Annotated in this window: 10 protein-coding genes; 7 read left to right on the plus strand and 3 right to left on the minus strand. The window is 45.3% G+C overall.

Features of this window, described 5'->3' with window-relative positions:
• Positions 1 to 11: 11 nt before the first annotated feature.
• Together GVN20_RS17865 and GVN20_RS17870 are read right to left on the minus strand one after the other, a co-directional pair.
• Positions 12 to 530 (minus strand): RNA polymerase sigma factor, encoded by a 519-nt coding sequence (locus tag GVN20_RS17865; RefSeq protein ID WP_166559650.1) that lies wholly within the window; start codon positions 528 to 530, stop codon positions 12 to 14.
• A gap of 167 nt (positions 531 to 697) precedes the next feature.
• Positions 698 to 1,603 (minus strand): alpha/beta hydrolase, encoded by a 906-nt coding sequence (locus GVN20_RS17870; RefSeq protein WP_166559651.1) that lies wholly within the window; start codon positions 1,601 to 1,603, stop codon positions 698 to 700.
• A gap of 83 nt (positions 1,604 to 1,686) precedes the next feature.
• Here GVN20_RS17870 and folK point away from each other — a divergent pair, with 83 nt between their 5' ends.
• On the plus strand, positions 1,687 to 2,175 hold the full coding sequence (gene folK / locus GVN20_RS17875; RefSeq protein WP_166559652.1) for a 2-amino-4-hydroxy-6-hydroxymethyldihydropteridine diphosphokinase: 489 nt from the start codon (positions 1,687 to 1,689) through the stop codon (positions 2,173 to 2,175).
• A gap of 78 nt (positions 2,176 to 2,253) precedes the next feature.
• Positions 2,254 to 3,624: an NAD(P)/FAD-dependent oxidoreductase gene (locus GVN20_RS17880; protein WP_166559653.1), complete on the plus strand. Its 1,371-nt coding sequence runs from the start codon at positions 2,254 to 2,256 to the stop codon at positions 3,622 to 3,624.
• Positions 3,625 to 3,656: 32 nt separating this feature from the next.
• Here the strand turns inward: GVN20_RS17880 and GVN20_RS17885 are convergent, their stop codons facing one another.
• Positions 3,657 to 5,198 (minus strand): YifB family Mg chelatase-like AAA ATPase, encoded by a 1,542-nt coding sequence (locus GVN20_RS17885; RefSeq protein ID WP_166559654.1) that lies wholly within the window; start codon positions 5,196 to 5,198, stop codon positions 3,657 to 3,659.
• Positions 5,199 to 5,405: 207 nt separating this feature from the next.
• Here GVN20_RS17885 and GVN20_RS17890 point away from each other — a divergent pair, with 207 nt between their 5' ends.
• The 5 genes from GVN20_RS17890 (at position 5,406) to GVN20_RS17910 (ending at position 14,873) form a co-directional block, all read left to right on the plus strand.
• Entirely contained in the window at positions 5,406 to 5,879 is a 474-nt protein-coding gene (locus GVN20_RS17890) for a DUF4293 domain-containing protein (protein WP_114066898.1), read from the plus strand.
• A gap of 332 nt (positions 5,880 to 6,211) precedes the next feature.
• Positions 6,212 to 8,452 carry a DNA helicase RecQ gene (gene recQ, locus GVN20_RS17895; protein WP_114066897.1) on the plus strand — a complete coding sequence of 747 codons (2,241 nt, stop codon included), beginning with the start codon at positions 6,212 to 6,214 and terminating at the stop codon, positions 8,450 to 8,452.
• 102 nt (positions 8,453 to 8,554) lie between these two features.
• A complete protein-coding gene (gene purD, locus GVN20_RS17900; protein WP_166559655.1) occupies positions 8,555 to 9,844 on the plus strand; it encodes a phosphoribosylamine--glycine ligase in 1,290 nt (429 codons plus the stop codon).
• An 82-nt stretch (positions 9,845 to 9,926) separates the two neighbouring features.
• Entirely contained in the window at positions 9,927 to 11,171 is a 1,245-nt protein-coding gene (locus GVN20_RS17905) for a regulatory iron-sulfur-containing complex subunit RicT (protein ID WP_166559656.1), read from the plus strand.
• Positions 11,172 to 11,831: 660 nt separating this feature from the next.
• Positions 11,832 to 14,873, plus strand: a complete 3,042-nt coding sequence (locus tag GVN20_RS17910; RefSeq protein ID WP_166559657.1) for an ELWxxDGT repeat protein — start codon at positions 11,832 to 11,834, stop codon at positions 14,871 to 14,873.
• The last annotated feature ends 194 nt before the right edge of the window (positions 14,874 to 15,067 follow it).

A 15,067-nucleotide genomic window follows, 5' to 3' on the forward strand; every position in this document is an offset into this window, starting at 1 on the left:
AAGCCCTGCCCCTACGGTGTACTCTTCAACATTTCTTTAAGTCGTTTTTTTGCGTAAAACAATTGTGACTTTGAGGTGCCTTCCGACACGCCCAGCATTTCGGCTACTTCGCGGTGCGTATAGCCTTCGATTTCGGTCAATACAAATACGGTTCGTGTGCCTTCGGGCAGGTTCAAAATGGCTTTTTCCAAATGCGCAGCCTCAATAGAATCGTTTCCCCAGTCGACGGTTGTGGTGTCGGTCGGGATGGCATCCATCAAAATATATTGTCGTTTTATTTGGGCATTGTGATACGCCTTTCGAACCAAAATCGACTTAATCCAAGCGCCTAGCGTAGCCTCGCCGCGATATTGGGCCAAGTTGCGAAACACCGACAAAAACGTATCCTGCAAGGCACTGTTGGCTTCGTCAAAATCGCCCGTGATACGGTAGGCCAACGTGTACATGGCCGATTTATAACGGTCGTACAAAAGACGTTGGGCGGCCCGGTCGTTGGAAAGACAGCGTTGAATCAGTTCTTTTTCGGTCATGAATTTGGCTTTCAATCTCAAAGAGCAGCCAACGGAAGGAAAAGGTTGGAAAGGAGAAATAGAAAATTTGCAATAGGAGGTAAGAGGTAGGAAGTATGAAGCGGGAGGAAAGAAGTCTAAGGGTCTTATTTCTTACCTCTTACTTCTTATTTCTTACCTCGCGCAGCCTATTTAACAAAACCTGCCGTTCCCATCCAATGCAGACAACGGCCAAACCACTCGTCAAAAGCAGGTACTTTCAAATAGCCATGTTCCCCTTTTGAATAAATGTGCAGCTCGCTCGAAACAGCGTTTCGTTGTAGGGCTTCGTAAAATAGCAGACTATTGGAAACGGGCACCACGGTGTCGTCGCTTGCGTGGGTGATGAAAGCAGGTGGTGTCGACGAAGTTACTTGAAGTTCGTTTGAAAAAAGCTTGATTTGCGCGGAAGAAGCATTTTTGCCCAGAAGGTTCACTCCCGAACCTTTGTGGCCGATACCTTCCATGAAACTTATGACGGGGTACACCAAAATCATAAAATCGGGCCGAACGCTGATGCCGTCGGTCATGGGAAGGGCGGGTTTTTCAAAATGCGTGCCTGCCGTAGCCGCCAGATGTCCGCCTGCTGAAAAGCCCATGATGCCGATTTTAGTGGGGGCGACGTTCCATTCAGCGGCGCGTAGACGAATGGTTTTGATGGCCTGCTGGGCATCTTGCAGTGGCCCTATGGAAGGGTCAATCATGGTTTTTTCGCTGGGTAGTCGGTATTTCAAAACAAATGCGGCTATGCCCTGTTTGGTAAAAGCCTCGGCCACATCATAGCCTTCTCTTTTGATGACCAAAACACCATAGCCGCCTCCTGGGCAAATGATTACCGCTGCGCCCGTGGCTTTGTTTTTGGGAGGTAAAAACACCGTGAGGGTAGGTTGAGAAACTTTGGAAACGACGTTTGAAGCCGTTTTTACCTCTTCATTTACAACGTCTTTTGCGTTGGGAACGGTGCTTGGGTAAAGTGCGATTTCTTGCTGTGCAAGGCAGGACAGCGTCGACAAAATACCAAAGACCGTTACGTTTATTTTAGTAATAATGTTCATGTGTGTGAAGCGTTAGCAATTTTTATTGAAAGACAAAAGGCGGCCGTTTCTTTTCATTATTTTTGTTTTCCTACCTTTACGGGATGAATCAGCAATCAGTTTTTTTATTGTTAGGTGCAAATTTGGGCGAACGAGAAGCTACCTTAGCGAAAGCGATGGACTTGATTTCGGAACGAATTGCGCCAGTTACGTTGCAGTCGCATTTGTACGAAACGGCTCCTTGGGGCGTGACCGACCAACCCGCTTTTTTGAATCAGGTGATTAGTATTAAAACGGTTTTGACGCCTGAAGAATTGCTGAGTCAAACGCTTGAGATTGAAAAACAACTGGGGCGTGAACGGCGTTTACGGTGGGGAGCAAGAGTGATAGACATTGATATGCTGTATTATTCTGACCTAATTTTGGATACAGAAAACCTACATTTACCTCATCCCAGATTGCACCAACGTCGTTTTACCTTGGTGCCTTTGGTCGAAATCGCCCCTGATTTTGTGCATCCTGTTTTACATAAGACCAACCAAGAATTGCTTAACGAATGTACGGATGACAGCCAAGTAAGCGTTTTTGAATAAATGTACAATTGAAAAATAGAGAACGGGCGTTTTTACACGTAAGCAAAAGCACCATTGAATCCTCATTAACTCACCACTATGCAACGTCGCGATTTTATCAAAAATACCGTCTTTACCACTGGAGCCATTGCCTTTGGCAGTTGTAAAGAAGAAGACCCCTATGCGGAGCGAGAGTATAAAGGACAGATTGCCATTATCGGAGCGGGGGCGGCGGGGCTGTATGCTGGCTATTTGTTGGCAGAAAAGAAAGCAAATTATACCATTTATGAAGCGGCCGACCAAATTGGCGGACGAATTCGTTCGCTGAAGGGTTTCGCTGATTTCGACCTTGAGCTAGGAGCCGAAAAAATTCAGGGAAACCGCTCGCTATGGTACGATTGGGTGAAAGAATCGGGTGCGTCTTTTGTGCCGAACACCTCGACAGATTTTTATCAAATTGGTAATCAGGTTCTTTCCGAAACCCAATGGGGCAATAACGCTGATTTCAAAGCCGCCGTGTCTTTGGCTCAACAGGCTATGAATTATTCGGGCGCCGACACTACCTTGCTTCAATACATGGAATCGGCCAAATTAGCGTCAGGAGTGCGGCACATCGCCGATGCTTTGGTGGCCAATGCCCACGGTACGTCGGCCAACCGCCTGAGTGTTTTGGGTACAACGGAGGAGCGCCAAGCTTGGTCTGCGGGAGAGGGAGAGTTTTTGCTCGCAAACCGTTCGTTAACTTCGGTTTTAGAAGAAAAATTCAAGAATATACTGCCAAGGGTTGTACTTAATACGCAAATCAAACGCATTGATTATACCAACGAACGCATCATGCTGGAAGATGCCCAAGCCCAGCGACGCTACGTAGACAAGGTGATTATAACGGTACCGCTCGCTGTACTGCAAAGCACTGATTTACAGTTTGTACCAGCACTTCCAGAATCTAAGCTTGCTTCTATTAGGAGTATTGGGATGGGGGCTGGAATTAAAGTAATATTGGAGTTCAATCAACGTTTTTGGGATGCCGCCATGGACTCTGTGTATACTTCGGGCGCAGTGCCCGAATATAGGGCTAGTTCAAACGGGCGCAGCACAAAATCCTTTGTGTTGACAGGCTTGACGATGGGTGAAAAAGCCGAAGCCCTCAGTGCGCAATCAAGCGCGGCGGCTATTCAAAGCATCATCAAAGAGTTAGATGTGATTTATGGAAAAGGTGTTGCTTCTGGTGCCCTTACAAATGCCCGTCTCATGGATTGGGGCAAAGACCCGTTTATTAAGGGCGCCTATTCGTACCCCATCGTGGGGGGCGGCGGACTCCTGACCCGCCAAACGCTGTCGTTGCCCGTGCAGCGCAAAGTTTATTTTGCTGGGGAGGCTACGCACTACGGCGGCCACAGCGGCACCGTTCACGGTGCGATTGAATCGGGCCGCAGGGTCGTGGAGGAGTTGTATAGGGATGTGACGTAAAGAATAAAAAATAATCTGTAAATTAAATAGCTCTATCCCGCCCAACTTTCTCTATCCAAACTTCGGTACTGAATGGCTTCGGCCAAGTGTTCAATTTTGATGTCGGGGCTGGCGGTTAAATCGGCAATGGTGCGTGATACTTTCAGGATACGGTCGTACGCCCGCGCCGAAAGACCGAGGCGTTCCATGGCGGTTTTGAGCAGAATTTTGCCCGCAGGATTAATGTCACAAATTTCTTTCACCATTTGCGATGGCATCATGGCGTTGCAGTAAATACCCGTATTTTCTTTAAAACGCTCGGTTTGGATTTCGCGCGCCTTGATGACGCGCTCGCGGATGGCGGCGCTGTTTTCGGATTTGCGGGTAGAGGCAATTTGGTCAAACGAAACGGGCGTGACTTCTACGTGCAAATCAATGCGGTCGAGGAGCGGACCGCTGATTTTATTCAGATAGCGCTGCACCGCTCCCGGTGGGCATACACATTCTTTTTCGGGATGGTTATAATAGCCGCAAGGGCAAGGATTCATGCTGGCAATGAGCATAAAATTGGCGGGAAATTCAATGGCCCATTTGGTGCGCGAGATGGTTACACGACGTTCTTCGAGCGGTTGTCGCATTACTTCCAAAACTGTACGCTTAAATTCGGGAAGTTCATCCAGAAACAACACCCCGTTATGCGCCAGCGAGATTTCGCCAGGTTGGGGAAACGAACCGCCGCCGACCAAAGCGGCGTCGCTTACGGTATGGTGAGGTGCCCGAAACGGACGCCGTGAAATAAGCGCGGCTTTTGTGCCCAATTTCCCCGCTACCGAATGGATTTTGGTCGTTTCGAGGGCTTCGTGGAGTGTTAGAGGGGGTAAAATGGACGGAATTCGCTTTGCCAACATGGTTTTTCCCGAACCCGGAGGCCCAATCATGATGGCATTGTGTCCGCCCGCCGCCGAAATTTCGAGGGCACGTTTGATGTTTTCCTGTCCCTGTACATGCTCAAAATCAGCGTCGTATTCGTTGTGGGTGCTTAGGAAAATATCCCGGGTATCAATGGTTACTGGCGTGATGTCTTTGGTGCCTTCAAAAAACTCGATGGCATCTTTGAGGTTTTCGACGGGAATCACGTCTAGGTTATTGACAATCGCGGCCTCGTGAGCATTGGCGGCAGGAAGAATGAACCCTTTATACCCTAATTTACGGGCTTCGATGGCAATGGGCAGCACTCCTTTGATGGGACGGAGGTTGCCATCCAGCGAAAGTTCTCCCATGATGATATAGTCTTCCAAATTCTTTTGGGCAACCAGTTGGTCGGATGCTTGAAGTACACACAGGGCGATGGGCAAATCGTACGCCGAGCCTTCTTTTCGGATGTCCGCAGGGGCCAGATTGACGACCACTTTTTGGCGAGGCATACGGTAATTAAAGTATTTCAGCGACGCTTCCACCCGCTGTTCACTTTCTTTTACGGCACTGTCGGGCAATCCCACCATAAAAAAACGCATTCCCTGACCTACTGTTACTTCAATGGTAATAATGGTGGCATTGACGCCATAGACTGCACTGCCGAACGTTTTTGAAAGCATACTCGATTCTTTTAAATTCTGATTTTTTCGTAAAAATAAAGTTTATCTATCAAAATGATGTGCTGCGGTCCAACGTTTGCGTTGGTGAGTATGTATGAAATCTTCCCTCCAGCGGGTATATCAAAATTATAGTCAATTGATTACCTTTGCCATCCTTTATTAGTAAATAAATCATTAAAAACAAATAAGAATAACTACTAACAAGTTATGTTACAGCGTATTCAGTCACTTTTTCTAGCTTTGGTTGCCGTAGGAATGGGCGGTATGATTTCCTTGCCCATTTGGGATAAAACAGCATTAGATACAACTCAATCGGTTCATTTGACGGCCCTGAGGCTTATCCACCAGCAAGGCACTAGCTCGGTTATAACGCCAGTGTGGTACCTTACTTTGCTGGGGGCACTGGTGGCTGCACTGGCTGCTTTTGCGTTGTCTCAGTACAAAAACCGTTTGCTCCAGTCGGGATTATGTGCTGCCAACTCCGTACTTATGACGATTATAATGGGTTTGGTCATGTATTTTGTGTTTGGAAAAGCTAAAAATCTTTTTGATCCCGCCGCTAATGGAGATTTCGGACTTGGTTTTTATTCCCTTATATTAGCCATGTTGGCCAACGTACTTGCCAACCGTTTTATACGTCGCGACGAGAAATTTGTTCGTTCGCAGGAGCGGATGCGATAAATAAACGGACGTATTATGGATATTTTTAAACAAATTTCCTCCCTATTTTACTAAGTAAAATCTCTGCAAGGTTTTGGCTGTCAGTAGGTTGTTAGTCATTTCGGGTGGTTCAGTAAAAAAAAATGTTTTTTTTACGGATAAAAATTTGTTGTGTCAAATTTGATAATTTTTACTAATTTCAAACTTAGATACTGGAGTTCAGGGTCCGATTACAACGGATTGTCATAACTCTGGATAATCATTGTTTTTTTACATTCCAACTCACCACAAAAGCTATACAAATCCCTGTAAATCAGGAGAGTAAAGGCCACTAAAATTTATAAGTCACGAGGATGATTCAGGTAGACACAGGCGTACAGCATACGCTTAAAGAGCGACTCAAAGAAATATTTGGTTACAGTCAGTTTAGAGGAGAGCAGGAGGCTATCATTAATAGCATCATGGGCGGCAATAATACCTTCGTTATTATGCCTACTGGTGCTGGAAAATCCCTGTGCTATCAGCTGCCGGCGATAACAACCGAAGGTATTGCTATCGTTATCTCGCCCCTTATTGCGTTGATGAAAAATCAGGTGGATCAACTCAATGCATTCGGAATCAATGCCCAATTTTTGAATTCAACCCTCAATAAGGCTGAAATTAATAAAGTTAAAAAAGACGCCTTAGACGGAACCCTAAAACTGTTATACATAGCTCCAGAATCGTTGACCAAAGAGGAGAACCTTGATTTTCTACAAAGAGCCAATATTTCTTTTGTAGCGGTAGACGAAGCGCACTGTATTTCTGAGTGGGGCCATGATTTTCGCCCTGAATACCGTCGTATTCGGGGAATTATTGATAACATCAACCCTGAGTTACCGCTTATTGCTTTGACTGCCACCGCTACGCCCAAAGTACAGCAGGATATTGTCAAAAACTTAAGGATGGAAGAAGCGGCGATGTTTAAAACATCGTTTAACCGTAAAAACCTCTACTACGAAGTTCGTCCTAAATTAGGTGATGTTAACAAACAACTCATCAAATACATTAAAAACAACAAAGGTAAATCGGGTATCATCTATTGTCTGAGCCGTAAAACGGTGGAAGAAGTGGCCAATTTGCTGAATGTGAATGATGTAAAAGCACTGCCCTACCACGCAGGATTGGACTCGTCGACCCGGATGCACAATCAGGATGCCTTTCTCAATGAGGAAGCTGATGTGATTGTGGCAACGATTGCTTTTGGAATGGGAATCGACAAGCCCGACGTGCGGTTTGTGATTCACTACGACGCCCCCAAGTCTTTGGAAGGCTATTATCAGGAAACAGGACGTGCCGGACGCGATGGTCTGGAAGGAAATTGCGTCATGTTTTACTGCATCGACGATATTCAAAAACTGGAGAAATTCAACAAAGATAAGTCCGTTACCGAACGTGACAACGCGCGTCATTTGCTCAATGAAATGGTGGCCTACGCCAACCTCGGCGCGTGTCGCCGGCGTCAGTTATTGAGTTATTTTGGGGAGTATATGGAGAAAGACTGCGGGTTTTGCGACAATTGTGTTAAGCCTACCCAGCGGATTAGGATTCAGGAAGAGGCGGTTTTGGTCCTTAAAGCCATCGACCAAACGGATGAGCGATTTGACGGAGACCACATTGCCGACTTGATTACGGCAACCGACAACATCTACGTAACAAGCTACGAGCACAACAAGCTTGAAATGTACGGGGCTGGTAAATTCAAAGATGAAGAAGAAGGAGAAGAATACGGAGTAGAATTCTGGCGCTCCATGATTCGTCAACTGGTGATTTTTGGGTTTCTGTCTAAAGATTCTGAAAATTTCGGGGTCTTAAAAATGACGGAAAAGGGACGTAAGTTTATCAAAGACCCTTATCCGATTACGATTTCCAAAGATCATACGTTTGATGAAAGTGAGATTCAGAAAGCAAACGATGAAGAAGATGTAACGGATCTTGCCCCTGCGGGTGGGGGCAATGCTTACGATGAAGCGCTTTTAGGTTTATTGAAAGCACTACGTAAGAAACTGGCGAAAGAAAAAAACCTTCCTCCGTATGTGATTTTCCAAGATCCGTCGTTGGAAGAAATGGCCACTACTTATCCCACTACGTCTCAGGAAATGGCCCAAATCAACGGGGTTGGAATGGGAAAAGTGTCAAAATTTGGACGACCATTTATTGATTTAATCACCAAATACGTTGAGGAAAATGAGATAGAAACCGCTAAAGACGTAGTTGTAAAATCAGCAGCTAACAAGTCTAAAGTGAAGATTTTTATTATTCAGCAGATAGACCGAAAAGTGGATTTGGATGAGATTGCGGAAGCAAAAGGGCTTGGGATGGACGAGTTGATTGAGGAGATTGAACACATTTGCTACTCCGGTACAAAACTAAACTTGGACTACTACATCAATCAGATTATGGACCGTGACCGCCAACGGGATATTTACGATTACTTCATGGCAACCGAAACCGATAGTATCGCAGTGGCCATGGATGAGTTGGCGGAGGAAGATGTCACCGAAGACGAACTCCGATTGATGCGTATCAAATTCTTGTCAGAAGTAGCAAACTAGGTGGAAAGCTAACCCCATAAAATTAAGAACAAACCCGCGTTTGTTCTTAATTTTATGATTACTCAACATTTTACTCGTAGCGATCCCTTTTATACAAAAAAAATGAACATTCTAATCCTTGGTTCGGGCGGACGTGAACACGCTTTTGCTTGGAAAATTGCGCAAAGCCCACACTGTGATGAGTTGTATGTAGCCCCTGGCAATGCAGGTACCGCTCAAGTAGCGACCAATCTCCCCTTTAGCTATAATGACTTTGAAGCAACTGCGAAAGCAATTGTGGACCTAAAAATTAAATTAGTGATTGTGGGGCCAGAAGAGCCGCTGGTCAATGGAATTGTTGATTTTTTGAAAGCACGTCCTGAGCTTTCAAGAATCAAAATTGTAGGCCCTGACCGACTGGGCGCTCAACTGGAAGGAAGCAAGGATTTTTCCAAAAACTTCATGTTGAAGTACGGGATTCCTACGGCATCTTCTCGCACATTTACCTCCGAAACGCTCGAAGAAGGCCTTACTTTTCTGGAGTCACATGCATTGCCGATTGTTTTGAAAGCCGATGGATTGGCCGCTGGCAAAGGGGTAATTATCGCAGAAAACATCGCCACGGCCAAGGCCACCATGCAAGATATGCTGGTAGATGCTAAGTTTGGCGATGCTGGAAACAAAGTGGTCGTTGAACAGTTTCTAAGAGGAATCGAACTTTCTGTTTTTGTATTAACGGACGGTATCAACTATAAAATTTTGCCTGAGGCAAAAGATTACAAGCGAATCGGAGAAAAAGACACGGGCCCCAATACGGGCGGAATGGGGGCGGTGTCACCAGTTGTGTTTGCCGATGAAAACTTCCTGCGGAAGGTAGAAAATAAAATCGTTAAGCCTACCTTGTCGGGATTGCAGGCCGAAGGAATCCGTTATGTTGGGTTTATTTTTATCGGTTTAATGAACGTAAAAGGCGAACCTTACGTGATTGAGTACAACGCGCGCATGGGCGACCCCGAAACGGAGGTGGTATTGCCGCGTATTCAGTCCGATTTTGTAACGCTTCTGCTCGCCGCAGCCGACCAAAAATTGGCGGAAAGTGATTTGCTGATTTCGCCGCAAACGGCCGTGACCACGGTGCTTGTGTCGGGGGGCTATCCTGAAGCTTACGAAAAAGGCAAGAAAATTGCAGAGTTAGAAAGAATAGAAGACGTGCTCGTCTTCCACGCTGGAACCGCCTCCAATGGAAATGGCGAGGTACTCAGCAACGGAGGCCGTGTGTTGACTTTAACAGCCTTGGCAAACTCGCTCGAAGGAGCCGTCAATAAGTCTCAAAAAGCAGCAGCAACGGTACAATTTGAAGGTAAATATTATCGCAAAGATATTGGATTGGATTTGATCCGTTATAACGACTAGGGGCAGTAAGCAGTGGACAGTAGGCAATGATTCATTGCTTACTGACTGTAAACTGCCAACTGCTAACTGTAAACTATATACAATGAGTTGTAAATCATGTTCAACCGGAGGTTGCGGAACGCGTGGCCTGACTGAAAAAACGTCCGGTTGTCAAAATAATGGCGCTTGTGGAACGGGTGGCTGTAATAAAATGAACGTTTTTGATTGGCTTAGCGACATGGACGTGCCAGTGATGAAACGGTTTGATGTCGTAGAAGTTAAATTTAAGGGCGGACGTAAAGAGTATTTTCGCAACATAAATCAACTCGATTTGCACACCGGCGACTACGTCGTGTGCGAGATGGCCTCTGGTTATCATATTGGCTCAGTATCATTGCAGGGAGATTTGGTTCGCCTGCAAATGGTCAAAAAGAAAGTGGCCAATGACGAAAACCTGAAGAGCATTTATCGTGTAGCCACTCCGCGCGATTTGGAAAAGCACGAGCAAAGCATTGCCCGCGACCTCACCACCATGTACCGCGCCCGGGAGTTGGTCAAAGACATGAAACTTAATATGAAACTCTCAGATGTAGAGTTTCAGTCAGATAATACCAAAGCTACTTTCTATTACTCAGCCGACGAGCGCGTCGATTTTCGTGAATTAATCAAAGTATTGGCGGGAGAATTTAAGGCACGGATTGAGATGCGGCAGATTAGCCTGCGTCAAGAGGCCGGACGTTTGGGTGGTATCGGGGCCTGTGGCCGTGAGTTATGCTGCTCTACGTGGTTGACCGATTTTAAAAACATCACCACTTCAGCGGCACGTTACCAAAATTTGTCGCTAAATCCGACCAAATTATCGGGGCAGTGCGGGCGCTTGAAATGCTGCCTGAATTACGAACTCGAAACCTACATTGATGCCCTCAAGGATATTCCGCACGTAGATGCACCGCTTCAAACCCAAAAGGGAAAAGCGCACCTGCAAAAAACGGATATTTTTAAGAAAATCATGTGGTTTGGTTATGAAAATGACAGCACCACTTGGCACCCTATTTCGCTAGAAAACGTCAACCGGATATTGAGTCTTAATGCTAAAGGACAAAAACCCGTTTCGTTGGAAGTGCTCGAAATCGAAGAGCTTGTGTCGTTGTTGCCGGCTCCTGGCATCAATAGCGATTTGGCGAAGATGGATAAGAAATTCAGCAGCCGCGACCGTGACCAGCAACAAAGCAGCAATCGTAACAGAAATAAAAAGAAAAAAGGCGGAGGAGGGGGAAACCCTTCGGCCAATGCCGCCAACCCCAATAAAACCAATAACCCACCAAAAGGGGGCGGTGAGAAGAAGTAACTCAGTTTGGTCAAAATTCATTAAAAAAGGGATAGCCTCAGTAGGTTGTCCCTTTTTTAATTTGCTGGAAATCAATATATTGCTCCCTCTTATGTTCATTTATTTCCCAATTTGATGAATTGGTTTCAGAAAGCTTCTTTATGGTATTTTACAATACCTGGATGGTTTCTTTCTGTTTGGCGTCGCGTTGGCGTAAATACTCGTTTTCGGTTTTTAGTCGATGTAGCTCTGTTTCGGTGGCTGGATTGCCGCCAAAAGCGTTCAAAGTTATGACTGATTAACGATGCAATACATTCTTTTGACACCACAAAACTATGGTTTATTATTTAGAAGAGTTGGCTCTTTTTTGGATAATCACCTACCCAGCAACTGCTGGATAATTGCACTTCAAATCTACATCTTTAACCTAAAAAAGTTGTTCTACCTTTTTTGTATAAATAGTCCCTATCGATGATTCACAAGGATATTTTTAGTTTGTTTTTAAATATAATATTCTAAATTTGTCTTATAGGTATATTTTTATTTGGTGTATATCCCATTCGTTGTTGTATTGTAATGGAAAAAATGGCGCTTCAATTCTTAATTTTTATTGTATATTAGAATGCGAGTTTATTATTTAACACTGGGTAGTTTGGCAGGAGGGGCTTTGAGTTAAACGTTATGAAACAATTTTGCACAACCATTTTCTATCTTCTTTTATTCGTTCAATCTTATGGACAACAACTGCTCAAGGATGTGTACGGCACAAACGGGAGCACGTTGGACGTAGCCAATGCCGTCAACATTAGTGGGTTAGTTTATTATACGGCTTCGTCAGAAAAAGGGACGTTGCTGTACAAAACTGACGGTACACCCAGCGGGACGGTATTGTTGGATATGACGGCCGTTGGAGATTATATACAATCGCCCAGCAATCTGACGAATTTTAACGGGTCGCTGATTTTTTTGGCGCACAAACGTGGCAGTGGCTACGGCTTGTTTAAAACCAATGGCTCTATCACTGGAACCACCGAATTATTTAATACTGCCTCGGGAAATGCTTACATGAAAGTATTGGGGGTTTTGAGCAATGTGTTGTATTTCAGTTTTTTACAAGATAGTACTGGGGTCGAATTATGGCGTACAAACGGCACGGCCGCTGGTACCTATATGGTTAAAAATATCAATCCTGGTAGTGCAAATGCTAATCCAAAGTCTTTTAAAGTGATTGGAGCGAAGGCGTATTTTCAGGCCAATAACGGGATAAATGGGGCGGAATTGTGGCGTACGGACGGCACGGCAACGGGAACTGTGATGGTGAAAGATATTAACCCAGGGGTTTTGGGTAGTTACCCAACTCATTTTGCGGTTGTAGACACTACCTTGTTTTTTCAGGCAAGCAATGGCGCAAACGGTTGCGAGTTATGGAAATCCAACGGAGCAGGAACGGTTTTGGTGAAAGATATTCATGCCGGAACGATTGGAAGTACGCCGAGTAATTTACAAGTTGTTAATAATCAGTTGTACTTTACGGCTTATGATAGCGTTTCTACTCGATTGTGGAAATCCAATGGTACGGCCTTGGGTACGCAGGTAGTGAAAGACTCTTTGCGACACGTGACAAACCCCGTGGTGTTTAACAATCAACTATTCTTTGTCGCTTCCGAAGGTTTGAAAGGATTTGAGTTGTGGAAATCGGACGGGACCCCCGCTGGAACCACCTTGCTAAAAGACATCAATTTGAGCTCGGCGGCTTACAATGATGGGACTTTTGGTTCAAATCCAGGCTTTACCGTGGCAGGAACCACCCTTTTCTTTTTTGCCAATGATAGTATCAATGGGCGTGAATTATGGAAAACTGATGGCACCACTGGAGGGACTGCCTTGGTAAAAAACATCGCTGATTCTACCTTCAGTTCTTACTTTGAAACCAATACTACGTTTGCCTTTGGCAATAAAATAGCGTTTATGAGAGCGCCTTCTCCCAATGATACCTACGAACTGTGGGTGTCGGATGGCACGAGCGCGGGAACAGTTTTGGTAAAAGGCCTCAATCTAAGTTTAGGTCTTGAGCTGGCCCGTGTGGTGCCGATGGCGTTGGGTACGGGCGTTCTGTTTACAGCTTATAGCCCCGTTTCAGGCTTTGAGCTGTACCGCACCGACGGGACACAGGCCAATACAACCTTGGTCAAGGATATGAATACCGAAACGGCCAATTCCTCCGTGAATCCTTTTGGCCGAGTGGTACATTTTAACAACACAACATTCTTTACCGCCAACGATGGCAAATCGGGCACGGAGCTATGGAGGGCCGATAGCACCGCCGCTAGTGCGTTATTGTACGGTGACTTTACCAAAAATGCCTCACAAAGCCTGGGGCATTCGGTTGGCGCAACGGGTTTTTCTACCTACTTCAATAATTTTACCGTTTTCCAAAATGAACTTTATTGGATGGTCAACGGGCGGTATTTGTGGAAAACCAACGGTGAGACTGCCCCAACGAAGGTTTTTGATACTTTTTCGTCTACATCCCAAAAAGTACTGTTTGCTACTCTTAACAATGAACTTTATTTTCTATCCAACGGACTTTATAAAAGCAGTCAAAGCGGTTTTCAGAAAATAACCGATAAAATAACTGGCGCACCTCCCCGAAGCTATTCGGAGCCAGATTCTTCCGTAAAAATGATTGCTTACAAGGGGTTTTTGTATTTCGCGGCCCAAGGCTCCGACAGCGCGGGTGTGGAATTGTGGCGTACCGATGGTACTGATCTGAGCACTACGTTGGTTAAAGACATCAATGTGGGGATGGCGAGTTCAATGCCTTATGGCTTTGTAGTGTATAAAGATACCCTGTATTTTATTGCTAACACCGACAGTTTAGGTTATGAACTATGGCAATCAGATGGTACGGCCATGGGCACAAAACTTGTCAAAGACATTTATGCTGGGCCCAACAGCGGTTTTGGACGAAACCCCTATTTTGAGGAATCCTACGGGGCGTTGATTATCTATGATGACAAACTCTTTTTTAGGGCTTCTGATGCAACAAACGGCATCGAACTGTGGCGGTCGGATGGTACGGCAGCGGGTACAGTATTGGTCAAAGATATTACTTCAGGTACGGCTAGTTCTACTCCTTTTTCGTTGGTGACTTTTAAAAATGAGCTTTATTTCCTTGCCAACCAGCAACTTTGGAAATCGAATGGTACCGCTCAGGGTACCCAACTGCTGAAAAGTACGTTGCTTTCAGACTATCGAATGACAAAAGGAGACAGTTCTTTGTATTTGAATGCTTATGAATCTTCTCCCGCTTCTGGTCCCCAACATAAAAGTTACGAATTGTACCGTTCGGACGGCACCATCTCAGGTACAGTACGATTGACGGACATCGACGCGGGAATCCGTAGCTCTTCGCCGCAATTGGTTTCGGTTCATAACGGACGGGTTTATTTTTCTGCCTACCGCGCCGATGTTGGACGGGAGTTGTGGAGGATGCGCCCCGAATGTCCGCTAGAATATTTCTTTAGCAATCCTGGTGAAACAACGGCTTCGGGAGCCATCCATCATTTTAAGGTAGAGCATCGAATTGAAGCCGCGAATCTACTAAACACCAACAGCGATGTACTCTATCAGGCGGGCAAGTTCGTAGAATTTAGACCTGGCTTTGAGGTCAAAGCGGGGGCGGTATTCAAGGCGCAGATTGAGGGGTGTGGAACCGATTAAAGGCCTCTTCATTTGTGAATGAAACTACCTAAGAAGCAGATACCCATAAATAATGCATTGCAAATAAATAGATAAAAGCCCCGCCAAAACCAACTTCGGCGGGGTTTTTTGTGGGTGAGGCTCAATCTTTTTAGCACGGAGATTTGACTTATGCCTACCTTTTTTCAACCTTTGACTATCAATAACCATCAACA

It is taken from the genome of Runella sp. CRIBMP (genome assembly GCF_009905605.1).
GTDB lineage: Bacteria > Bacteroidota > Bacteroidia > Cytophagales > Spirosomataceae > Runella.